Annotated in this window: 18 protein-coding genes and 1 pseudogene; 9 read left to right on the top strand and 10 right to left on the bottom strand. The window is 37.7% G+C overall.

What is annotated here, in order from left to right; all coding sequences use genetic code 11:
• The first annotated feature begins 5 nt into the window (after positions 1–5).
• Positions 6–401 carry a hypothetical protein gene (locus ACR2MV_RS11505; protein ID WP_434022062.1) on the top strand — a complete coding sequence of 132 codons (396 nt, stop codon included), beginning with the start codon at positions 6–8 and terminating at the stop codon, positions 399–401.
• Positions 402–420: 19 nt separating this feature from the next.
• Here ACR2MV_RS11505 and ACR2MV_RS11500 read toward each other — a convergent pair whose 3' ends face one another.
• Positions 421–1,491: a branched-chain amino acid aminotransferase gene (locus ACR2MV_RS11500; RefSeq protein ID WP_434022061.1), complete on the bottom strand. Its 1,071-nt coding sequence runs from the start codon at positions 1,489–1,491 to the stop codon at positions 421–423.
• Between the two features lie 209 nt (positions 1,492–1,700).
• On the opposite strand from ACR2MV_RS11500, the gene mnmD reads away from it, so the two are divergent.
• The 3 genes from mnmD to ACR2MV_RS11485 are packed head-to-tail and all read left to right on the top strand — an operon-like array spanning position 1,701 to position 4,601.
• Positions 1,701–2,363: a tRNA (5-methylaminomethyl-2-thiouridine)(34)-methyltransferase MnmD gene (gene mnmD / locus ACR2MV_RS11495; RefSeq protein ID WP_434022060.1), complete on the top strand. Its 663-nt coding sequence runs from the start codon at positions 1,701–1,703 to the stop codon at positions 2,361–2,363.
• A 41-nt stretch (positions 2,364–2,404) separates the two neighbouring features.
• Positions 2,405–3,079, top strand: coding sequence for a phosphatase PAP2 family protein (locus tag ACR2MV_RS11490; protein ID WP_434022059.1), 675 nt, complete (start codon positions 2,405–2,407; stop codon positions 3,077–3,079).
• Positions 3,069–4,601, top strand: a complete 1,533-nt coding sequence (locus ACR2MV_RS11485; RefSeq protein WP_434022058.1) for an ArnT family glycosyltransferase — start codon at positions 3,069–3,071, stop codon at positions 4,599–4,601. Before ACR2MV_RS11490 ends, ACR2MV_RS11485 begins: the two co-directional genes overlap by 11 nt.
• A 184-nt stretch (positions 4,602–4,785) precedes the next feature.
• Here ACR2MV_RS11485 and obgE read toward each other — a convergent pair whose 3' ends face one another.
• The 4 genes from obgE to secDF all read right to left on the bottom strand — a co-directional run bounded on the left by obgE (position 4,786) and on the right by secDF (position 10,088).
• Entirely contained in the window at positions 4,786–5,787 is a 1,002-nt protein-coding gene (gene obgE / locus ACR2MV_RS11480) for a GTPase ObgE (RefSeq protein ID WP_434022057.1), read from the bottom strand.
• A gap of 42 nt (positions 5,788–5,829) precedes the next feature.
• Entirely contained in the window at positions 5,830–6,402 is a 573-nt protein-coding gene (locus ACR2MV_RS11475; protein WP_434022056.1) for an adenylate kinase, read from the bottom strand.
• A 20-nt stretch (positions 6,403–6,422) separates the two neighbouring features.
• Complete coding sequence (gene hpt / locus ACR2MV_RS11470) at positions 6,423–6,965, bottom strand: hypoxanthine phosphoribosyltransferase (RefSeq protein ID WP_434022055.1); 543 nt, start codon at positions 6,963–6,965, stop codon at positions 6,423–6,425.
• A 150-nt stretch (positions 6,966–7,115) separates the two neighbouring features.
• On the bottom strand, positions 7,116–10,088 hold the full coding sequence (gene secDF / locus ACR2MV_RS11465; protein WP_434022054.1) for a protein translocase subunit SecDF: 2,973 nt from the start codon (positions 10,086–10,088) through the stop codon (positions 7,116–7,118).
• Between the two features lie 159 nt (positions 10,089–10,247).
• On the opposite strand from secDF, the gene ACR2MV_RS11460 reads away from it, so the two are divergent.
• Both ACR2MV_RS11460 and ACR2MV_RS11455 read left to right on the top strand, forming a co-directional pair.
• A complete protein-coding gene (locus ACR2MV_RS11460; RefSeq protein WP_434022053.1) occupies positions 10,248–11,921 on the top strand; it encodes a formate--tetrahydrofolate ligase in 1,674 nt (557 codons plus the stop codon).
• Positions 11,922–12,013: 92 nt separating this feature from the next.
• Positions 12,014–13,897, top strand: a complete 1,884-nt coding sequence (locus ACR2MV_RS11455) for a peptidase M61 (RefSeq protein ID WP_434022052.1) — start codon at positions 12,014–12,016, stop codon at positions 13,895–13,897.
• A gap of 72 nt (positions 13,898–13,969) precedes the next feature.
• Here ACR2MV_RS11455 and ACR2MV_RS11450 read toward each other — a convergent pair whose 3' ends face one another.
• The 4 genes from ACR2MV_RS11450 to ACR2MV_RS11435 form a co-directional block, all read right to left on the bottom strand.
• Positions 13,970–14,905 (bottom strand): malate dehydrogenase, encoded by a 936-nt coding sequence (locus ACR2MV_RS11450; RefSeq protein ID WP_434022051.1) that lies wholly within the window; start codon positions 14,903–14,905, stop codon positions 13,970–13,972.
• Positions 14,906–14,990: 85 nt separating this feature from the next.
• Positions 14,991–16,928 carry a DNA topoisomerase (ATP-hydrolyzing) subunit B gene (gene gyrB, locus ACR2MV_RS11445; RefSeq protein ID WP_434022050.1) on the bottom strand — a complete coding sequence of 646 codons (1,938 nt, stop codon included), beginning with the start codon at positions 16,926–16,928 and terminating at the stop codon, positions 14,991–14,993.
• A gap of 724 nt (positions 16,929–17,652) precedes the next feature.
• On the bottom strand, positions 17,653–18,900 hold the full coding sequence (locus tag ACR2MV_RS11440; RefSeq protein WP_434022049.1) for a sensor histidine kinase: 1,248 nt from the start codon (positions 18,898–18,900) through the stop codon (positions 17,653–17,655).
• Positions 18,901–18,970: 70 nt separating this feature from the next.
• Positions 18,971–19,645, bottom strand: a complete 675-nt coding sequence (locus ACR2MV_RS11435) for a response regulator transcription factor (RefSeq protein WP_434022048.1) — start codon at positions 19,643–19,645, stop codon at positions 18,971–18,973.
• A gap of 205 nt (positions 19,646–19,850) precedes the next feature.
• Between ACR2MV_RS11435 and ACR2MV_RS11430 the strand changes: the two genes are divergently transcribed.
• Positions 19,851–20,411 carry a DUF2911 domain-containing protein gene (locus ACR2MV_RS11430; RefSeq protein ID WP_434022047.1) on the top strand — a complete coding sequence of 187 codons (561 nt, stop codon included), beginning with the start codon at positions 19,851–19,853 and terminating at the stop codon, positions 20,409–20,411.
• A gap of 5 nt (positions 20,412–20,416) precedes the next feature.
• Positions 20,417–20,965, top strand: coding sequence for a DUF2911 domain-containing protein (locus ACR2MV_RS11425; RefSeq protein ID WP_434022046.1), 549 nt, complete (start codon positions 20,417–20,419; stop codon positions 20,963–20,965).
• On the opposite strand, the gene ACR2MV_RS11420 is transcribed toward ACR2MV_RS11425, so the two are convergent.
• Entirely contained in the window at positions 20,966–22,588 is a 1,623-nt protein-coding gene (locus tag ACR2MV_RS11420; protein ID WP_434022045.1) for an amidohydrolase, read from the bottom strand.
• 221 nt (positions 22,589–22,809) lie between these two features.
• On the opposite strand from ACR2MV_RS11420, the pseudogene ACR2MV_RS11415 reads away from it, so the two are divergent.
• Positions 22,810–22,986, top strand: a pseudogene (locus ACR2MV_RS11415) (class I tRNA ligase family protein); the annotation flags it as partial.

Below are 22,986 nucleotides of genomic sequence, written 5' to 3'. Positions count from 1 at the left end.
TTAGAATGAAAAACAAAATAAAAGCAGTTCAACAATTTCATGAAGCATTTGGCTTAGGTGTACAACAAAAACCAATCGCTCATTTATCAAAGCAAAAACTAAAGCTTCGGTTTGATTTAATGGATGAGGAAAATAAAGAATATTTAGAAGCTGCTGAGAGCGATGATTTGATAGAGGTTGCCGATGCCTTAGGCGATATGCTTTATATTTTATGTGGTACTATTTTGGAACATGGCATGCAACATAAAATAGAAGAAGTCTTCAATGAAATTCAAAGAAGTAATATGAGTAAACTCGGGGCTGATGGAAAGCCGATTTACCGCGAAGATGGAAAAGTGATGAAAGGTCCGAATTACTTTAAACCCAATATTGAAAGTATATTAAACGGAGGGCCAGCATAGTATACTGCCCCTCGTTTTTTTATTTTACTTCATATCTCCAGCCAAACTTGTCATCCGCTCGGTTGTACTGTATGTCTGTAATTTGTTGCTTCAGTGTTGAGGCAAAAGTGTTATCCAATTCAGGCAACATGAATTCTTTTTCCTTGTATCCAAAACCGGCAATAGGGGAAATAACAGCTGCAGTTCCGGCTCCAAACATTTCTTTCAGACTGCCGTCTTCTGAGGCTGCTACGATTTCATGAACTGAAATACTTCTCACTTCAACGGCGATTCCCTGATCTTCAGCTATTTCAATGATGCTCTTTCTGGTAATACCGTCGAGAATCCGATCACTGGTCGGAGCTGTAATTAAGGTGTCGTTGATGCGAATAAAAATATTCATGGCACCCGCTTCTTCAATAAATTCATGTGTGGTATCATCCGTCCAGATGACCTGCTGATATCCTTTTTGAATGGCTAGATTTGTTGGGTAAAACTGTCCTGCGTAGTTTCCTCCTGCTTTTGCAAAACCTACACCGCCATTAGCTGATCTGGAATACTGTTGCTCAATCAAAACCTTTACTTTCCCACCAAAATAGGGACCTGATGGAGAACAGGCTATAATGAACTTATATTTATCCGCAGGAGAGGCATGGAAACCATTTCCTGAAGCAAAAATAAAAGGTCTGATATAAAGAGAACTATCCTTCGTAGTTGGAATCCAGTCTTTTTCCAACAGTAATAAGGCTTCCAATCCTTCCATAAAATTGGATTCAGGAAGTTCTGGCATCGCAAGTCTTTTAGCAGAAATATTTAATCTTTTTTGATTATCAAGAGGTCTGAACAACCAGATAGTATCTTGAGCATCTTTATATGCTTTCATACCTTCAAAAACAGATTGACCGTAATGAAATATTTTCGCTGAAGGATCCAGACTGATATTTTGATAAGGAATAATCTTGGGCGTTTGCCATTTTCCATCCTCATAATCGCATACCAGCATATGATCTGAGTATTCTTGCCCAAACGGAAGATTGTTAAAATCAACCTGGCTTAATTTAGAATTCTTTGTTTTTTCAACCGTGATCTTGTGACTTACTTCTAAACTCATTGTTCTGATATTTTTAGCAAAAGTACTTAATATCGTTGAAAAATGTATAAAATCCTTGTTTTTTATAACTTGATCCGGGCTGTAAAAAAAAGGATTTTCTTACGGTTGTTTGGCATTAATTAAAAATAATTGCGTTTCCTTTGACAATTCAAAGAGACCCCTATCAAAAGCATATAAATTCCTTTACCTTTGCAAGGATTTGACGAGCAATGGAAAGAAAAATAATTAAAACCTCAGACGGTTCTTCGAGTGTATACCTGCCTCAGTGGGATGAAAACTATCATTCAAAGCATGGAGCCATACAGGAAGCATACCACGTTTTTATAAAGAATGGACTCGATCTTTTTGAAGATGGTACCAAAGTATCCATATTGGAAATGGGATTCGGAACCGGTCTCAATTGTTTTATTTCCTATCTTGAAGCTATAAAAAGGAATCTGACCATTGATTATTTTGGCTTGGAGGGATATCCCTTACAGGTGGACATGATTATGAATTTGAATCATGTGCAGCAGTTGCATGCCGAACAGGCATCCACGATGTATTCAAAAATAATTTCTTCGGTATGGGATAAAAGAGCAGGCATTGATAAAGGCTTTACATTGACGAAACAGGAGATCATGTTTGAGGATTTTCAGGACGTTGAAATGGCTGATTTAATTTATTTTGATGCTTTCGGCGCAAGGGTACAACCGGAACTCTGGACAGCATCAATTTTTAGAAAGATGTTCGAAGCGCTGCGCAATGGAGGAGTACTAGTAACCTATGCAGCAAAAGGAAGCGTAAGAAGAGCCATGCAGGAGGTGGGCTTTGAAGTTGAAAGGTTGCCTGGGCCACCTGGTAAACGAGAAATGTTACGAGGAAGAAAATAAAAGTAAATAATAAGGCATTAAAGCTGATAAACATAGATTGAGTGAAGTATTTAAATCAATTTTTAAAAGAAAAGTACATCTTGATGCTCCTGGTTCCATTTTTAACTGGAATCATATTTTTAATAGGAAGCTATGGGAAAGGTCCTGCCCACCTGCTTGTTAATGGATGGAATTCACCACAGGCAGATGTTTTTTTTAAATATGTTACGCATCTGGGTGATGGAGCTGTTTTTGCTCTTGTGATCCTGCTGTTACTTTTTATAAGAATCAGATGGGCATTTTATGAACTATTTGCGGCTCTGATGACATTGATATTTGTTTTTATCGCCAAGCAGATCATTTTTAAAGGAATTCCCAGACCAACAAAGTATTTTGAAGGTACAGAAACACTTCATCTGGTTGAAGGCGTAAAAATGCATGCTTTGAACAGTTTTCCTTCGGGGCATACCATTACTGCTTTTGCTATTTTTATTACGCTGGCTTTGATCGTTAAGAAAAGTTATCTAAAAATGATGTTTACTGCTACCGCTATTCTTGCCGGATTTTCAAGAGTGTATTTGTCCCAGCATTTTTTAGAAGATGTTTTGTCTGGAGCCTTGATCGGGATTGCTATCGCCTTGTTGAGTTGCAGCCTTGTGGACAAATTAAGTATCTTTAAAACTTCATGGATAGATTATAATCTCTTAGAAATAGTTAGTAAAAAGCATGAACAATAAGCAACGGCTGGGTTTATTAGTCATTATTTCCACTCTGATTAGATTGGTGTTGGCGAACTTTACTGATTTGGGCAATGACGAAGTCTATTATTGGACCTATGCAAAGTTTCCCGATTGGAGTCATTTTGATCACCCTCCCATGGTGGGTTTTTTCCAGCAGATTTTTTCTTTAAATCTCTTGTTTGATTCAGAACTGGCCTTAAGGCTGGGTTTTGTGGTGGCTGGTTCTCTCAGTACCATACTGCTGTATTTGATTGGAAGGGAGATAAAGGATGAAAAAACGGGTTTGATTGCCGCCGTGTTGTACAATACGAGTATTTATGGTTTTATCATAAGTGGTTTATTTATCATGCCGGACGGTCCTTTGGTCTTGTTTTGGATGAGTTCCTGTTTGTTCTTTTTGAAATTTTTAAAATCGAATGAAAAGAAAAAACAACAAGGATTGCTCATGCTCTCTATGTTGTTTGCGGCATTGGCTATTTATAGTAAATATCAAGGCGTATACCTTCTATTCGGTTATGGCTTATACATATTGTTTTTTAGAAGAGATCTGCTCAAGAATGCTTCTGTATACCTTTCATTGGGTTTTTCTGTACTGGTGCTATTCATCATTTTCTACTGGAACTATGTGAACAGCTTTAGCGGAATGTCTTATCATTCTGAACGAGTAACATTATTTAGCCTGGATTTTAACCTCGATACTTTTTTGAGAGAATTCTTAGGACAGATCGCCTATAATAACCCCTATAACTATATCGTGATTCTGCTGGCTGTGTTCAGTTTTAAGAGAAAAAGATTTCTTGAGCAGCATCATTTTTATTTTTTCCTGTTGATCAGTGTTCCATTGATCGCTACAACCCTGTTTTTTTCACTATATCGGGACACCTTACCCCATTGGTCTGGGGTGTCATTTTTGTCTCTGGCCGTCCTGGCTGCCGCAAATTTGTCTGAGAGAAAAAATACACCTGTATTAAGATTTGTGTTGTTCTTTTTTTTCGGTTTATATCTGATAGCACTGGGTATTGTCAACAAAGGCTGGTTCATTGATATGAAGGTAAATGATCAATCTGAAAAAGTGAAGTTGGGCAAGAATGACCCTACACTGGATATGTATGGCTGGGATCAGACCAAGGTGGTTTTGGAACAGTTGCACAATGAAGATCCGCAGCTCGCAACCATTCCTCTGGTTTCTAACAAGTGGTATCCGGGATCGCATTTGTACTATTATGTGGCAGCTCCATTGGAGAAGGATTTGTTTGTGTTGGGATTTATGAATGATATGCATAAATACTATTGGATCAATCAAACCATGAGTCCGCTGCAGGCAGGTCAGGATGGAATTTATATTACCTACAGTCGAAACTTTAAAGATCCCAAGCGAACCATGGCTGATTATTTCGAGGATGCAAAACTGATAAAGGAATTCCCGATTGAAAGGTCTGGGAAAACGGTGGAATATGGATTCGTTTACTTGCTTCAAAGTTATAAAATGACTAACTTAGAAGGTGGTACAAAGGAATAAGCTCATGACAGACACAAAGTTTATCAAACGTAAAAAACCGAATTATAAAAGGGCGATAATTTTACTGGTGATTTTACTATTGGTCATTTTTTTATTTTACAATATTGACAGCTTACTTTCAGGTTTATTTGAAATTAAGGAGTAGTAAGAAGAAGCCTTTAAAAACCGTTTCACTTGTTTGGACCTAATGAATGGTCTCATTTAACATGGCCCACAATTGATCCTTTAATTGAGAGATTCCGGTTTGGTCCAGGGACGAGATAAAGATATGAGGAAGGTCTCCTGGAATCTCTTTGGACAATTCTTCCATTAATTCCTCATCCAACATGTCTGATTTGGAAATGGCGAGCAGTCTGTCTTTGTCGAGTAATTCAGGATTGTGTTTTTTCAATTCATTTAAAAGAATATCGTACTCTTTCTGAATATTATCACTATCAGCAGGGATCATAAACAGTAAACTTGAGTTTCTTTCAATATGTCTTAAAAATCGATGCCCGAGTCCTTTTCCTTCTGCCGCACCTTCGATGATTCCTGGAATATCAGCCATGACAAAACTTTTGAAATCCCTGTATTCAACAATCCCCAGGTTGGGTTTTAGCGTGGTGAATTCATAATCTGCAATCTTTGGTTTGGCAGATGTAATCACCGATAGCAGGGTTGATTTACCCGCATTGGGAAAGCCTACCAATCCTACATCAGCCAACAGTTTTAATTCAAGTTGAAACCAACCTTCAATTCCATCAATACCAGGTTGCGCGTACCGAGGCGTCTGATTCGTAGAAGACTTAAAATGCCAGTTTCCTCTACCGCCTTTTCCTCCTTCACATAGTATTATTTCTTCCTGATCGGCTGTGATCTCGAAAAGAATTTCCTGGGTCTCACCATCTCTGACAATGGTGCCTAATGGTACATTTATGTAAACATCTTCACCATCTTTTCCGGTACTTCTGTTCTTGCTTCCAGCTCCACCATGGTCTGCTTTGAAATGCTTTTTAAATTTAAGATGGAACAGGGTCCACATGTTTTTATCTCCCTTTAAGATCACATGTCCGCCACGGCCACCATCACCACCATCAGGACCTCCTTTTGTGATGTACTTTTCTCTGTGTAAATGCACAGATCCTTTTCCACCTTTTCCAGAGGCAGCAAAGACTTTGATATAATCAACAAAATTTCCTTCGGTCATAATAGCTTTAAATAATAGTACAAGTGTACCAGGTCAGCACTTTTACAGAGCGTCAATAACTGCTTCCAATTTAGCAGTAATTTCATTTATAGATCCAACACCATCAACTCCAAAATATTTATTTTGTTTTTGATAATAGTCTTTTAGTATGGCCGTTTTAGTTTCGTATTCGTTAAAACGGTTACGGATTTTACTTTCGTCCTGATCATCTGAACGACCACTGGTTTTTCCTCTGTTTAACAATCTTTCTACCAACAAATTTTCAGGTACTTCCAAAGCTACCATTCCATTGATACCCGTGTTTTTTTCAACTAAAAAGGCATCTAATGAAGCGGCCTGAGATTCAGTTCTTGGAAAGCCGTCAAAAATAAAACCATTTGCTTCAGGGTTGTTATTTACTTCTGCTTTAAGCATATCAATGGTTACTTCATCTGGAACCAAATCACCTTTGTCCATAAAAGACTTGGCTAAGATCCCTAGTGCTGTTTCATTCTTGATATTGAATCTAAATACATCACCGGTAGAGATATGAACCAGGTTGTATTTTACTTTTAACATTTCGGCCTGAGTTCCTTTTCCTGCTCCTGGAGGGCCAAATAATACGATATTCTTCATGATACTGACTTATAGCTGATTTATGATACTTTTAATTGATATATATCCGGCAGGTTACGTCCGAGACCATCATAGTCAAGACCGTATCCCACGATAAATTTATCCTCAATGGATTTACCTATATAATCAATAGGTAATTCTTTTCTAAAGACATCTGGTTTAAAGAAGAGCGTGGCAATTTTTAATTGCTTCACTTGCTTGTCTCTAAAGATTTCGTAAATCTCGGCAAGTGTATTACCTGTGTCAATAATATCTTCTAAAATCACAACTGTTCTACCTTCAAGATCTTCATTGATTCCTACCAGATGCTTAATTTTGCCTGTTGAATTGACTCCTTCATAAGATGCCATTTTAACAAATGTAATATGACAGTCATGTTTATATTTTCTCACGAAATCTGCTGCAAACATAAATGATCCGTTCAGAATCCCTATAAAAATAGGTACTTCGTCCGGACCGAGCTCTTCCGCTATTTGATTCGCCAAAAACTCAACATAGCGCTCAATTCTATCCCGATCTATAAATGGAACAAAATGTTTCTCGTGTATCTGAATAGTCTCCATAGGTAACTAACTGTTTTAAATCTAATAAAATAGACGAACTCAACTTTATTAAAAAGAAAGTGCAAAAATAGTAAAAAGTAAAAACCTTTTAGGAGATTATTCCTAAAAGGTTTTTAATATCATTTTAATCCGAAAAATCGGAATATGTTCTTAGTCCTTCAAGTCTTTTTCTAACTTCTTTGTTGTATCGTACATGATAGGAGAAGCAATGAATAAAGAAGAATATGTACCGACGATAACACCTATGATCAAGGCAAACATAAATCCTTTGATGGAATCACCACCAAAGATAAAGATGGCCAGTAATACAATTAAGGTTGTTAAAGAAGTGTTCACGGTTCTTCCAAGCGTACTGCTCAAAGCCGTATTCACCGTTCTTGCATATTTCCACATTGGATGCTTGTTGTCAAACTCACGAATACGGTCAAAAATAACCACCGTATCATTCAGGGAGTATCCAACTACCGTTAAGATCGCTGCAATAAAAGATTGTCCAATTTCCATATCAAATGGCAAGACCTTGTAGAACAATGAGAATATTGATAAAACAATCAATACATCATGGAATACTGCCGCAACGGCACCTAAACTATATTGCCATTTTCTAAATCGAATCAGGATGTATAAGAATACCACGATCAAAGAACCGATAATGGCCCAGAAAGCAGCTTGTTTAATGTCATCAGCAATGGTAGGTCCTACCATATAGAATTCCATAATTCCTATGTTGACTTCCTTGTCACCAGGCTTAAATTGTTCAAAACTGGTGTCGGCTGGTAAATAAGAAGTCAGGCCTGTGAAAAGTAATTGTTGAATTTCATCTTCAACAGCTACTCCGTAATCATCAATCTTATATTTAGTCGTAATTTTTAGCTGGTTTGACGGTCCAAACGTTTTTACTTCAGGAGAACTTCCAAAAGCATCTTTCAAGGTATTCGCTATTTCAGGAGCACTTACATTTTCAACAAATCTCACTGTGTAAGTTCTACCTCCTTTAAAGTCAACACCATAATTCAAACCGTTTGTGAACAACGAACCTAAACCGATAATCAGAATAATACCCGAAACCATGTATGACATCTTTCTCTTTTTAAGGAAATCAATGTTGATGTTTTTAAACCAGTTCTTAGTAATGTTCGTGTTAAATGTTAATTGACGTTCTTTATTTACATACCATTCAATAAGCAATCTTGTAATAAAAATCGCAGAAAATAAAGAGGTTACAATACCAATCATAAGGGTTGTTGCAAAACCTTTTACCGGACCTGTACCAAATACGTATAGGATGATACCTGTAAGAAGCGTTGTTACGTTGGCATCCAGAATAGAAGAAAGAGCTCCTCCAAAACCATCGTTAACAGCTTCTTTTAATCCTTTACCTTTATTCAGTTCTTCCTTAATTCTTTCATAGATCAGCACGTTTGCATCCACCGACATACCAATGGTAAGTACGATACCAGCAATTCCAGGAAGCGTTAAAACGGCTCCAAATGATGTAAGAACACCAAAGATGAACAGTATGTTCAGTGCCAGGGCAATGTCAGAGAATATACCAGCTTTTCCGTAGTAAAAAATCATCCAGCATAAAACAATGATCAATGCGATAATAAAGGAGTAAGTACCACTGTCAATCGCCTCCTGACCTAAAGATGGTCCAACAACATCTGACTGAATAATTCTAGCCGCTGCAGGAAGTTTACCCGATTTTAAAGCATTGGCTAAATCCTGTGCTTCATCAATGGTAAACTGACCCATAATAGAAGTTCTACCCGTTGTAATCGCATCATTCACTCTAGGAGCTGAATACACATAGTCATCAAGAACAACAGCAACAAATTTGCCTACATTGGCAGTGGTCATTTTAGCCCATTGCTTCGTTCCTTTGCTATTCATAGTCATGCTCACTTCAGGATTGGCTCCTAATTGGTCGAAGACCTGTGAGGCATCTGAAATCACATCCCCTTGAATAGGAGCAACATCATTTCTGTTAGATTTTAAGGCGAAAAGATTGATAAAATCGTTATTGGCCTTGTTCTCCCATGCGAATTTTGCATATTTAAGTTCGTTCGGCAATAGAGCTCTTACCTCTTTCATGGCAAGATATTCATTTACTACTGCCGTATCTTTTACATTGGCAGTAGCGATAATTGAGCTAATATCGTTTTGAGATTGAGGAAATCTTGGGAATAATTTACTGAACAAAGGATTGGCTGTTTCAAAATTCACAGAGTCCTTTACTTCACCTAATAAATCATCAATTTCGTCGTCTTTACTTACCGCACTGTCTTTAGCTACTTCCGTTTCTTCAACTTCTATAATTTCGGCAAGTTTGGAATTCGCTGCCACAAAGAACTGTGATAAATCTTGGTTGGTATATACTTCCCAAAATTGCAATTCTGCCGTACTTTGTAATAATTTTCTTACACGGTCAATGTCTCTGGCGCCTGGTAATTCAATGAGAATTCTACCTGATTCACCAATTCTTTGAATGTTTGGTTGTGTAACACCAAAACGGTCAATCCTACTTCTTAATACTTCAAATGCAGTGTTGATCGAACCTTTTACTTCTTCCTGTAAAATCGGTGTCACTTCTTCATCAGACATCTTAAAATTGATCTTGTCTTTTAAAGATTTATTACCGAAAATACTAGGATCACTTAATTTTACGGTACCATTACTGGTAGCTGCAAAGGCTTCAATAAACAGTTCAAAATAATCCTTGTCACTATCTTTTTGTGCCGCTGTCGCCTTATTAAGAGCTTCATTGAACACTGGATTTTTTGATTCGTTGGATAAACCGAACAAGATATCCCTAACAGACACCTCTAATATGGCGTTGATACCACCCTTGAGGTCAAGACCTAAATTGATTTCTTTTTCCTTTACTTCGTCATACGTGAATTCTGTAAATCCTAAATTCACAACTGGTGTACCTGAAACAGAATCTAAATATTCTTGTTGCATTCTGCCTAGCGCTTCTGAGTCAGTCGCATCAGCCTTTGATTCCGCGTAGATAACAGCATCATTCTCCACATTTTTTGCAAACCATGTAAATGAGAGTTGGTATAAACATACCAAACTCAAAATGACAGCAAATAATCTAATAAGTCCCTTGTTTTGCATTCCTTATCTTATTTTAAAAATCTTACTTTTTGATATAATCGGGCAAATATACTCAAAAGATTTAGCTTTGAAAGAAATAAGTCTTAAATTTTGGGGCTTTTGAGCGATTCGTTTTCGCCTTTATTTTTAGTACATTAGTAAAGTAAATCAAGGTGTATTATGGAACATATGAACGACATACAAATTGCGCAAAAAACAAAGCTTATTCACATCAGAGAAATTGCAGCCAAATTAGGGATTGATGAAGACGATCTTGAACTATATGGAAAGTACAAGGCCAAATTGCCTCTGGACCTGATTGACGAGGAAAAAGTAGCTCAGAATAACCTCATTTTAGTGACAGCCATAACACCAACTCCTGCCGGAGAGGGGAAAACCACGGTTTCTATTGGTCTCACCGAAGGGTTAAATAAGATTGGTGAACAGGCTACTGTGGTGCTCAGGGAACCTTCACTGGGTCCTGTGTTTGGAATTAAAGGTGGTGCCGCAGGGGGAGGCTATTCTCAGGTGGTTCCTATGGAAGATATAAATCTACATTTCACCGGCGATTTTAATGCTGTGGAGAAAGCGAATAACCTACTTTCGGCCTTGGTTGATAATAATTTACAGGTAACTAAAAATTTGAATCTGGATCCCCGAACAATTTTTTGGAAACGGGTGATTGATATGAATGACAGGTCACTGAGAAATATTACCATCGGGTTAGGAGGGACTGCAAATGGCGTGCCCAGAGAAGATGGATTTAACATAACCCCTGCCTCAGAAGTGATGGCAATTTTATGTATGGCCACTGGTTTTGAAGACTTGAAAAAACGTCTTGGAGATATATTTATTGGATTTACCTATGATAAGAAACCAATTTTTGCGAGAGATATTAAGGCAGAAAATGCCATGGCTATTTTATTAAAAGATGCTATTAAACCGAATTTGGTGCAAACCCTGGAAAAGAATCCTGCGATCATTCATGGAGGACCTTTTGCGAATATCGCCCAAGGGACAAACACAATTTTGGCAACAAAAATGGGTATGTCTCTCTCTAAATATGTGGTGACAGAAGCTGGATTTGGAGCCGATTTGGGTGCAGAGAAATTTTTGAATATAAAATGTGCCGCTTCAGGACTGAGTCCAAAAGCAGTAGTATTAGTTGCAACGATCAGAGCTTTGAGGCATCATGGTGGTGCGACCAAAGAGAATCTCAATGAGGCCAATGAAGCCTTTGTTGCCAAAGGAATGGTCAATTTAGAAAAGCATATAGAAAATATCAGGAAATTTAATATAGAGCCGGTTGTGGCCATAAATTCTTTTATAAGTGATAGCAGAGAAGAAGTTAATTTGGTGGTTGAGGCCTGTGAATTGTTGGGAGTTCAGGCTGTGATATCAGATGGTTGGGCAAAAGGAGGAGATGGTGCAACAGATTTGGCCAGAGCAGTCAAAAAAATTGTTGAAGAGGGTCATTCTGATTTTAAACCCTTATATGATTGGAAGTCACCTGTTAAAGAAAAGATAGACAAAATTGCCAAAGAGATTTATGGAGCCGTGGCAGTGGATTATGATAAAAAAGCAAAATTGAACCTGAAAAGAATAGACCGCCTTGGTTTTAGTGACTTTGCTATTTGTATGGCGAAAACTCAGAAGTCTTTTTCTGATATCGAATCTTTAGTTGGTCGACCAGAAGGATTTACAGTAACGGTACGGGAAATTGAAATTGCGGCAGGAGCAGGGTTTATTATTCCTATTCTGGGGAAAATGATGCGAATGCCCGGTTTGCCGGCACATCCTGCCTCGGAGAATATGGATATTGATGAGAATGGAGTCATTTCTGGTCTATCTTAATCTTTTACATGTCTTTTAACATTTTTTTAAGGACTTGTTTCGTATCAAAAATTGATTTTTGGGGACTTATTAGAGGATTCAAAAAATTTTATATGAAACATTTTTTACTATCAGCATTTATTCTTGCTTTTGTTTTAACGAGTTGTGGAACGACCAAGAATACAAGTAATGATCTAGCGGTATCGACACCGATAGAAAGCAATATTGACCTTTCAAAGGTTACCACAGATAAAGTTCCGGTGCAAATTGATCCGGGAAGATTTTCAAAAGACACCATTGTATTCAGATTGCCCAGAGTGGTTCAGGGTACCTATGCTGTAAGCGATTTTGGGAGCTTTGTTGAAGACTTTAAAGCACTTGATTATGAGGGGAATGAACTAAAGTTTGAAAAGAAAGATGTCAATACCTGGGTGATTTACGAGGCAAGCAAACTGGATAAGATCAGCTATTGGGTGAATGATACTTTTGATATTGAAGGAAGTGGACAGGCCACCCCATTTTCACCGTCAGGAACGAATATAGAAGCGGATAATTATGTGCTAAATCTCCATGGTTTTGTGGGATATTTCGATGTGCTTGAATCGAATTCATATATCATCAATATTACAGCACCTGTTGATTTTGACAGAACTTCGGCACTCTTAAAAGTGGAAGAAAAAGTCAGTGAGGACGGGAAGTATGTTACGACAAGGTATAAAGCGGAACGATATTTTGACGTTACGGATAATCCTATGATGTACGGAAATCTTGATGTGGAAGAATTTCAGGTAGGAGATATCAAAATAGTTTTAAGTGTTTATTCTCCGAATGGTATTCACAGTGCCAAAACATTAAAGGAGACCATGTATAAAATGATGGAGGCGCAGAAAGCGTATTTAGGGGAAACCAACAGTACCCAACGCTATGATATATATGTCTATTTAGCAGGGAATTCCAATGGAGCACCTACTGGATTCGGAGCTTTGGAACATCATACCAGCACTGTGGTTGTAATGCCAGAGTCTATGCCTCAGGCCAGTCTTGAGAGCAGTATGATAGACATTGTTTCGCATGAGTTCTTTCATATATTGACCCCTTTATCGGTTCATTCTGAGGATGTACATTATTTTGATTATGACCAACCTACCTTTTCCGAACACCTATGGATGTACGAGGGTCTGACAGAGTATTTTGCCACTTTATTTCAGGTGAATCAGGACCTGGTGTCTGAGGATGAGTTTTATGCTAAAATACTTGAGAAGATCAGTACAGCGTCTACTTTGGATGACACCATGAGTTTTACGGAAATGAGCGTTAACATCTTAGACAAGCCTTATGCAGAGAATTATTACAACGTCTATCAGAAAGGAGCTTTGATAGGGATGTGTCTGGATATTATTATTCGAGAAGAAAGTGATGGTCAGAGAGGGATTTTATCGGTCATGAAAGAACTGGCTAATAAATATGGTGTCGATCGTCCTTTTGAAGATGATAAAATCATTGATGAGATTGTAGGAATGACATACCCATCTGTGGGTACCTTTTTCACAAATCATGTAATTGGTGGCACTCCGATAGACTATTCGCTCTATTTTGCAAAGGTCGGTTTGGGAATGAATACGGGTAGGGTTGAAACGAACTATATTCAAAATGCCGGTAAATTGATTGTTAAGGGAGATCGGGAAACCGGGGCTATAAAATTCAATGAAGGAGTACTAGACAATAGTTTTTGGAAGGAAAATGGTGTGCTACCAAATGATGTCATCAAAGAGATTAATGGCGTGACCATATCAAGAGAAAATGCCAATGCAACCTTTGGAGAGGTTTTTGGCTGGGAAGCCGGAACAGAAGTGAATGTTGTTTTAGAAAGGGATGGGGAAACTATCGTGATTGAAAAAACCTTAACACCTACCTATACAACAGGCGAAAAAATGAGTTTGAATGAGGACGCTACAGCGGCTCAAAAAGCCTTGCTACAGTCCTGGTTGAAAGGGTAAAGAGAGAAGGTAATAAAATAAAAAGGCCATATATCATCTGATATATGGCCTTTTTTCTTTGATAAGCTTGCTTTAACTCACGGTCTCTTCCAATAAACCATTGGTCTTTCTTACTGCATCAGCACTACTTTGTAATTTTTCTGATTCAGCTGCATCAAGATCGAGTTCAACAATCGATTCAATTCCGTTTCTGCCAATAATACAAGGAACTCCAATTGAAATGTCGTTAAGTCCGTATTCGCCTTCTAGAAGTGCAGAACATGGGAACATTTTTTTATGGTCACAGGCAATTGACTGAACCATTGACGAAACAGCTGCTCCAGGTGCATACCAGGCACTTGTTCCAAGCATTTTTGTCAAGGTTGCTCCACCAACTTTTGTTGCTTCAGCCACTTCATTTATTCTCTCTTCGGACAAGAATTTGCTTACAGGAACACTGTTTCTTGCAGCAAGACGTGTCAATGGAATCATTCCAGTGTCACTATGACCACCAATGACCATACCGTCAACATCAGACGCTGGGCATCCTAACGCTTCAGATAATCTGTATTTAAAACGTGCGCTGTCTAAAGCTCCACCCATCCCGATGATACGGTTTTTAGGCAAGCCTAAGGCCTTGTGCGTAAGATACGCCATGGTATCCATTGGATTACTAACAACGATGAAGATTACATTTGGAGAATGTTCTAAAACGCTGGAAGCGACAGATTTTACAATACCTGCATTGATTCCAATCAATTCCTCTCTTGTCATACCTGGTTTACGTGGAATTCCACTTGTGATTACGGCTACATCACTGTTAGCTGTTTTCGAGTAGTCATTCGTACTTCCTGTAATTAAGGTGTCAAAACCGTTTAGGGAAGCTGTTTGCATAAGGTCCATAGCTTTTCCTTCGGCATAATTTTCTTTAATGTCAACAACGACAACCTCTGAGGCGAAATCTTTAATCGCGATGTATTCGGCACAACTTGCTCCTACTGCTCCTGCACCTACTATAGTTACTTTCATGGTACTAAAATTTTATAATTAATTAAATATGTTTGTTCTAATTGTAAAGACCCAAGATCTTTTCAGCTTCTTGGGTCTTTGTTTATTATATATCAATATTTGCGTATACAGCGTGTTTTTCAATGAACTCTCTTCGAGGAGGGACATCATCTCCCATTAACATGGAGAACACCCTGTCGGCTTCCGTTCCGTTTTCAATGGATACCTGTCGCATGGTTCTGAACTCAGGATTCATGGTTGTATCCCATAATTGCTCTGCATTCATTTCACCCAGACCTTTGTATCGCTGTATGGTTCCTCCACCGAATTTCTCCATAATCGCGTCGCGGTCGGCATCCGACCATGCATATTCTTTTTTTGCTCCTTTCTTGATCAGGTACAAAGGAGGTGCTGCGATATAAATATTGCCGTTTTCAACCAATTCTCTCATATAGCGGAAAAAGAACGTAAGTATTAAAGTAGCGATATGGCTACCATCAACATCGGCATCACACATAATCACAATCTTATGGTAACGCAGCTTGCTTAAATTCAGTGCACGCGGATCTTCTTCTGTTCCAATGGTAACACCCAGAGCCGTATACATACTCTTGATCTCTTCATTTTCGAAGACTTTATGCTGCATTGCTTTTTCAACGTTCAATATTTTACCACGTAAAGGTAAGATGGCCTGGAAATTTCTATCTCGCCCTTGTTTGGCAGTTCCACCCGCCGAATCACCCTCGACTAAAAATATTTCACATCTTTCAGGATCACTCCAGGCACAGTCAGATAATTTTCCAGGAAGACCTCCTCCTGACATAACCGTCTTTCTCTGCACCATTTCTCTTGCCTTTGTGGCGGCATGTCTGGCCTGAGCCGCGAGAATTACCTTTTGAACAATCACTTTTGCATCTTCCGGGTTCTCTTCTAAATAATCGGTAAGCATTTCAGAAACTGCCTGACTAACGGCAGCACTCACTTCACGGTTACCTAATTTTGTTTTGGTCTGACCCTCAAATTGAGGTTCTGCCACTTTTACAGAAATAATCGCAGTAAGACCTTCACGAAAGTCATCACCTGCAATATCGAACTTCAGTTTGCTAAGCATTCCTGAAGATTCTGCATATTTTTTCAAGGTATGTGTTAGACCTCTTCTAAAACCTGAGAGATGAGTACCTCCCTCATGTGTATTAATATTATTTACATAAGAATGAAGATTTTCAGTGTAAGAAGTATTATACACCATGGCTACTTCAACAGGGATCCCGTTTTTTTCACCTTCCATACTGATCACATCAGCCGTTAATTGTTCTCTGGTAGCATCCAGGTAACGAACAAATTCTTTCAGCCCATCTTCACTGTAAAATACTTCATGGATGTAATTACCTTCTTCGTCTTTTGATCTTTTATCTGTAATTGAAATGGTAACACCTTGATTCAAATACGCCAATTCTCTTAGTCTGGCAGAAAGAATTTCATAGCTGTACAGAATTTCAGTCTGAAAAATAGTATCATCAGCCAAAAAAGTAACTTCGGTTCCGTTTTCTGAGGATTCTCCAATGGTTTTTACCGGATAGAGTGTTTTACCTTTCTCATATTCCTGTTGCCATATTTTTCCTTCTCTGAACACAGTGGCCGTCAAATGATTTGACAAGGCATTAACTACCGAGACTCCAACACCGTGTAGTCCACCGGATACTTTATAAGAATCTTTATCAAATTTTCCACCGGCCCCAATCTTTGTCATAACCACCTCAAGAGCAGAAACGCCTTCTTTTTTATGGGTACCAACCGGGATCCCTCTACCATTATCTCTAACGCTGATAGAGTTATTTTCATTTATAAAAACATCAATCCTGTCGCAGTGCCCGGCCATCGCTTCATCGATAGAGTTATCTACCACCTCATAGACCAAATGATGCAGTCCTCTTGAGCTCACATCTCCAATATACATGGAAGGTCTCATGCGGACATGTTCCATACCTTCTAAAGCCTGTATGCTATCTGCTGAATATTGATTTTTGTTCGTTTCTTCACTCATATTTTTTAGTTCTCTTTTTGTCTAAAAATTTATAACGTACAAATATAATAAAACCCTTAATTATAGCTGTTTTTTTGTGCTCTTAAAGCATAGAAGTTATCAACATTATTCATATAAATTTCAATGAATAAAATTGATTTTTGAATAGAGTGAAGAAATAAAAAAAACCTGTTCAGATTAACTCTAAACAGGTTCCTTTTGTTGTGCAAATTAAAATAGCTTAATATTTGTAGTATTTGCAATTGTTGATCAACTTCGAGATATCATTCCCCTCAGTCCAATATTCTAATTTGATCAACTTTTATGATAAACTAAAAGTTTATTATTGTTACTATGATATAAGTCCAAGACATAGCTTGAAATTTAAATCGTTGTAAATGTAAAAATCAAATCTGAAGAAAATCTGAAGTTTTCCTCAGAATTTGATTTTATTTAAAAAAAAGCCTGTAAAAAATGAATCTCTACAGGCTTTCTATTCAATTAAAACAGCTTAATGCTTCAAATGATTTGCCTGGTTCTATTCTTTGGGTTTCATTCCCCTCAAAACTTTGCCCTTAAACAGAACTAGCTGATATCTTCTTAGTTATTTCAGTATTCATAGCATGAATTTTTGAACTTTCTGAAATAGTTAAATAAATAACAATCAGATAACGGGACAAATGTATGTAGCGTTTCTAAAGGAAATCTGAAGATGTTTCTATTGAAATGTTAAAATTTCAATCGATTAAAAGTAGATGGAGATATTGTGCTGGTCTTCAACGTATGAGTGGGTGATTTTCCAGTCGTTATTATCGCATATTTTCTTTACGATGGCCAGACCAAGCCCAAAAGAATTGCTTGCGGTACTTTCCTTTTTAAACCTTTCAAAAAGCGCTTCAGATTCAATTTTCGGAGGAATACCTGAATTAGAAACACTTACAAATAGATTGGTTGTGAGGACTTCGATATGCCCGCCCTCTACATTGTGCTTGATGGCATTGCTGATCAAATTGGATATGATCATGTCAAAAAGCAATGGATTGGCTTCTATTTCTACCTCGAGCGTAGATTTCATGTCTACTTTCAGGTTCTTATTTTCAATAAAATCTTCAAAAATCTCTAAATGCTTATCGATGACCTGATTTACCTGAATCACTTCAACATCTTTAAATTGTCTGTTTTCAATTTTAGATAATAAAAGCAGTGTTTTATTCAGTTTTGATAACCTTTGGACAGATTGATAAATAGCCCTGATTTGAGATATTTGCCCTTCATCAAGGTTTTCTGACTGCAGTAATAGTTCAGATTTTGACTGCATAATGGCCAATGGAGTTTGCATTTCATGCGAAGCGTTTTCTGTAAATTCTTTCAGGTTGTTGAAATCTGAATTAATCTTGGTAGTCAGCTTTGACAAGGAGTTATTGAGTTCTTGAAATTCATCAATTTCTGATTCTTTCAATTCAATGGGTTTGTTATTTTCAGCGGAAAAATTCTTTAGGGTTTCCAGATTGTGATAAAAAGGAAGCCAGACCTTTCTCAAGGCAAGTGAATTCACGAAATAAACCGTAAGTATCATGATGAAAATGATGATTCCAACTGCGAGAGTGACTCCCAGAATAAAATCCTGATTTCTCATGATAGAACTTCTGGTGATAATCCGATACGTTTTTCCCTGAAGGGTCTCAACAGAGGTGAGTTGTCGGTATAATTCGTAATTCTCAATATTATTAACCACCTGATAAATAAGCGTATCTTTAAAATAGAGGGTGTCTTTTATCGGTGTTTTAGATTTGAAATCCTCTACGTCAAAAATGGGCAAGGGGTATTCGTACTTTATTTTTCTAGCAATTAATTCTTTGTCCCATAAGAGCTTTTCATCCTGTTTTTCGCTTACGATATTCTTAAGTGTGAAATAAACGATAGAACCGGAAAGTATAAAAATAATGACCGAATATATGATATGCGTTCTACGGGTTTTTTCAAATAGTTTCACAGGTAAAAGTGCTTGATCTGTTTCGGTTAATTGATTTTTACTTCAAATGTTCTCTTTAGGATTTGATCGATTATTCACCAAACTTATAGCCTAAACCATAAATGGTTTGAAGATAGTCATTTGCTCCACTTTTTTTGAGTTTTTTTCTCAGATTACGCATGTGAGTGTAAATAAAATCAAAATTATCAACCATGTCTATATTGTCTCCCCAGAGATGTTCTGCTATGGCTTCTTTGGTCAGAACCCTGTTTTTATTGGTCACAAAATATACCAATAAAAAGTACTCCTTTTTTGTCAGGTCCAAAGAGACATCATTGGCGATAGCTCTTTTGGCTACAGGATCTATTTCAATTTCTTTGAAAACGATATTATTATTGCCCTCATATTTTCTTCGTCTCAGTAAAGAATTGACTCTTGAATTCAATTCTGCAAGATGGAAGGGTTTTGTAATATAATCATCCGCCCCTAAATCGAGTCCTTTTAATCGATCATCCAATGAATCTTTTGCAGAAACAATCAAAACTCCGGTTTCCGGACTTTTCTCTTTTATAAATTTCAATAAGTCCAAGCCGTTGCCATCAGGTAAATTGATGTCCAGAATAACGACGTCATAATTATAGGATAGCAATTTATCCTCTGCTTCAAAAAAATTAGGTGCCGCCTCACATATGAAATCTTCATTCTCCAGGTAGCCACATGTGGTGTTCAGTAACTCTATCTCATCCTCTACAATCAATAGTTTCATATCTAATAATTTAGGTGGTACAAAAATAGTATATAAATGATATAGTCATACAATTAAATCTCTTTTAACAGATAATTCACAGTGAAGATTCTGATAAAAGCAGCTGAAGAAAGGCTATTTTATGCTAAAACTACCCAGATTAAAATATTTTAGGAAATTAACCGTTATTATTCATCGAATGATTACTCAATAATTGTTTGTTGCTATGAATAAGAAAATAATTACCTCAATGCTTTTGTGTGCATTGTTGTCAAGTATGATGGCTGTTGCCCAGAAATTTGACAAAATTGATGATGCACCTGTCGATATCAGTTATCTGACAACAAGAAAAGTTCCTAAACCCCTTGTAAAGGTGGTTTATGGAAGACCGCAGAAAGAATCCAATAATGTATTTGGTGAGCAGGTTCCTTTCGGGGAAATCTGGAGAACCGGTGCCAATGAAGCCACTGAAGTCAAGTTCTATACAGACATGTCCTTTGGTAGAAAGTTGGTCAAAGCCGGAACCTATGTTTTGCATACCATCCCTGGTGAGCAAGAATGGACCATCATTCTAAATAGTAATACAGATACTTGGGGATCTTACTTTTATGACGAAACCAAAGATGTTGTGCGAATCAAAATTCCTGCAAAAGAAGGGGAAGTCATCGATGTTTTTTCGATTGGATTTAAGGAGGATTTTAAAAGCACATTTATGGTGCTGGCCTGGGATGCTACCAGAATTGACATACCACTGGCCACCCAAGATGCGATTTTAGCTAAAATTTAATGACTATGAAAAGGATATGTATTTCACTGGGAATCGCTTGTGTTAGTTATTTCCTATCGTTCACAAATGCCACTGCCCAGGACTTTAAGGAACTGGATACCAGTCCGCATGATATTGTATACTTCAGAACCAATAAAATATCACCTCCGAAAATAAAAGTTTTATATGGTCGCCCTAAGAAAAATGGAAGAGAGATTTTTGGGAATGTAATTCCTTATGGATCAATTTGGAGAGTTGGCGCAAATGAAGCTACAGAAGTTGTTTTTTACAATGATGTGGTTTTTGGAGAAGATGAGGTGAAAGCCGGAACCTATGTACTATATGCAATTCCGGGACAGAATGAATGGACACTTATTTTAAGTTCCAACACAGATGTTTGGGGTACCTATGAGTACGAGTCAAAATATGATGTAGCCAGAACAACCGGAAAGGTTTCTAAAGCCGAATTCCTTGAATCTTTTTCCATTGGATTTAAAGACAAAGGGAAGCATGTAAACATGGTGCTTGCCTGGGATACTACCAGGGTAACAGCCCCCATCAAAATTCTATTGTAATTAATATACTTTCTCCCCGTTAATATAAGTTCCATTTATCTCGATATCTGGAACTTCTTTTATTGGTACCGTCATGATATCTCTATCCAGTACCACAAAATCGGCGTATTTATTGACTTCTAAAGATCCTTTTTCTTTGTCCTCAAAATTCGCATAAGCGGCCCAAATGGTCATTCCTTTCAAGGTTTCTTCTCTGTTCAGCGCATTTTTAATCTGGAATCCATTTTCTGGATATCCCTTTAAGTCCTTTCTCGATACCGCCGCATAAAAAGTCAACATCGGATTGACTTTCTCAACTGGAAAATCAGTTCCTAAAACAATTCTTCCATTCATTTCCAATAGGGATTTATAGGCATAGGCTCCCTGGATACGATCGGAACCTATTCTGTCTTCGGCCCAATACATGTCACTGGTGGCATGGGTCGGCTGAACCGACGGGATGATTTCTGTAAAATAGTCAAATTCATCCAAATCAATGACCTGAGCATGTTCGATGCGCCATCTTCTGTTTGTCTGACTTTTTAGTTCTTTGGCATAGGTTTTTAGTACATAGGAATTGGCTGAATCACCGATGGCATGCGTGTTCATTTGGAATTCAGACCTGGCTAGTTTCTTCGCAATTAAGGAAAGATCCTCCAAGCTCGTTACCATAGTCCCATAATGGCCTTCTCTGTCGCTGTAGGGTTTTTTCAAAGTAGCACCCCTTGAACCAAGTGCTCCATCGGCGTAAACTTTAAATGATCTGATATGTAACCTGTCAGTTTTTGAAATACCTTTTTCAAGATAGTAATCGAGGTTTTCAGGGCTCATGCTGATCATGGCATACACCTTCATTTTTAGTTCATCGATTTGTTGGAGGCTATCAATTAATTCAACAGTCTCTTTGTTCAAGCCCGCATCGGTAACCGTTGTAAGTCCCAGTTTTAAACAATGAGTTTCAGCATCTTTTAAGGCCGCAATTCTGCTGTCAAGGCTCGGTTTTGGAATTACGCTCCAAACCAGACCCATCGCATTATCAACTAAAATACCGGTGATACGACCATCTTTTTTTACAATTTCACCACCCGTAATTGTTGTACTATTGTTGATTCCCGCCAGGTCCAAAGCCGCCTGATTCACCCATAACGCATGACCATCAATTCTGGATAAGGCCACGGGTGTGGATGGGTAAAGTTTATCAAGTTCTTTCTTGGTCGGGTAGGCTTTTTCTTCCCAGTCATTTTGATCCCAGCCACGACCGGTAATAAAACCGGCATTTTTCTTTTTTTGAAACGCTTTAATTCGGTCAAATATATCTTTCTTTCCGGTGGTTCCGGTCAGATCTACAGTTTGCATAAACATTCCCAGATTATTAAAATGGCAATGTCCGTCAATTAATCCCGGGACAATCGTCGCTCCATCCAGATCCATGGTGTTTTCCGATTGGTAGTGGTCGTTAATTTCTTCTGAAGTCCCGATGGCAACGATGCGTCCATCCTTTACAGCAAAAGCCTCAGCTTTTGGGGCAGTTTCATTTACAGTGTAAATATTGGCATTGGTGATGATGAGGTCTGAAAGTTCTTTTTCTTGAGCACAGGCAAGAAGCACAAAAGTACTCATCAAGTATATGAGGGGCTTATACATGAGATCGTTTTAGTAGAATTTAAAAAGGTAAAGATATAAAAATTAAGATATAACAAGTGCTTTGTGCTTTCCTTCTTTAAGTGTAACTTTGCCCACTTGAAAATAAAAGATTTTAAACGCGACTATTTATAGGTATAAGTTTTTTGTTCTCAAGTGGTTGTGAAGAAAAAGTGAATTGTATAAAATTAGATTTTCTATTAGAAAAAGAAGGTCAAATCAGCATAAAAAGAATGAAGTATTATTTCAACGAAATAGAAGCTAAGTGGCAAAAGTATTGGAGTGAAAATCAAACGTTCAAAGCCGATAATGAGAGTGATAAAGAAAAGTTTTATGTACTTGATATGTTTCCTTATCCCAGTGGTGCAGGATTACATGTCGGTCACCCTTTAGGATATATT

It is taken from the genome of Lutimonas sp. (assembly GCF_051011215.1).
Lineage (GTDB): Bacteria > Bacteroidota > Bacteroidia > Flavobacteriales > Flavobacteriaceae > Lutimonas.
This window is presented reverse-complemented; position numbering and strand designations above follow the sequence as displayed.

Excerpts from the sequence above, each read along its gene's own strand:
- mnmD (WP_434022060.1), top strand. The coding sequence starts at position 1,701 with ATGGAAAGAAAAATAATTAAAACCTCAGACGGTTCTTCGAGTGTATAC.
- ACR2MV_RS11455 (WP_434022052.1), top strand. The coding sequence starts at position 12,014 with ATGAAACATTTTTTACTATCAGCATTTATTCTTGCTTTTGTTTTAACG.
- ACR2MV_RS11435 (WP_434022048.1), bottom strand. The coding sequence starts at position 19,645 with ATGAAACTATTGATTGTAGAGGATGAGATAGAGTTACTGAACACCACA.
- gyrB (WP_434022050.1), bottom strand. The coding sequence starts at position 16,928 with ATGAGTGAAGAAACGAACAAAAATCAATATTCAGCAGATAGCATACAG.
- obgE (WP_434022057.1), bottom strand. The coding sequence starts at position 5,787 with ATGACCGAAGGAAATTTTGTTGATTATATCAAAGTCTTTGCTGCCTCT.
- ACR2MV_RS11450 (WP_434022051.1), bottom strand. The coding sequence starts at position 14,905 with ATGAAAGTAACTATAGTAGGTGCAGGAGCAGTAGGAGCAAGTTGTGCC.
- hpt (WP_434022055.1), bottom strand. The coding sequence starts at position 6,965 with ATGGAGACTATTCAGATACACGAGAAACATTTTGTTCCATTTATAGAT.
- ACR2MV_RS11425 (WP_434022046.1), top strand. The coding sequence starts at position 20,417 with ATGAAAAGGATATGTATTTCACTGGGAATCGCTTGTGTTAGTTATTTC.
- ACR2MV_RS11475 (WP_434022056.1), bottom strand. The coding sequence starts at position 6,402 with ATGAAGAATATCGTATTATTTGGCCCTCCAGGAGCAGGAAAAGGAACT.
- ACR2MV_RS11460 (WP_434022053.1), top strand. The coding sequence starts at position 10,248 with ATGGAACATATGAACGACATACAAATTGCGCAAAAAACAAAGCTTATT.
- ACR2MV_RS11505 (WP_434022062.1), top strand. The coding sequence starts at position 6 with ATGAAAAACAAAATAAAAGCAGTTCAACAATTTCATGAAGCATTTGGC.
- ACR2MV_RS11420 (WP_434022045.1), bottom strand. The coding sequence starts at position 22,588 with ATGTATAAGCCCCTCATATACTTGATGAGTACTTTTGTGCTTCTTGCC.
- ACR2MV_RS11485 (WP_434022058.1), top strand. The coding sequence starts at position 3,069 with ATGAACAATAAGCAACGGCTGGGTTTATTAGTCATTATTTCCACTCTG.
- ACR2MV_RS11500 (WP_434022061.1), bottom strand. The coding sequence starts at position 1,491 with ATGAGTTTAGAAGTAAGTCACAAGATCACGGTTGAAAAAACAAAGAAT.
- secDF (WP_434022054.1), bottom strand. The coding sequence starts at position 10,088 with ATGCAAAACAAGGGACTTATTAGATTATTTGCTGTCATTTTGAGTTTG.
- ACR2MV_RS11430 (WP_434022047.1), top strand. The coding sequence starts at position 19,851 with ATGAATAAGAAAATAATTACCTCAATGCTTTTGTGTGCATTGTTGTCA.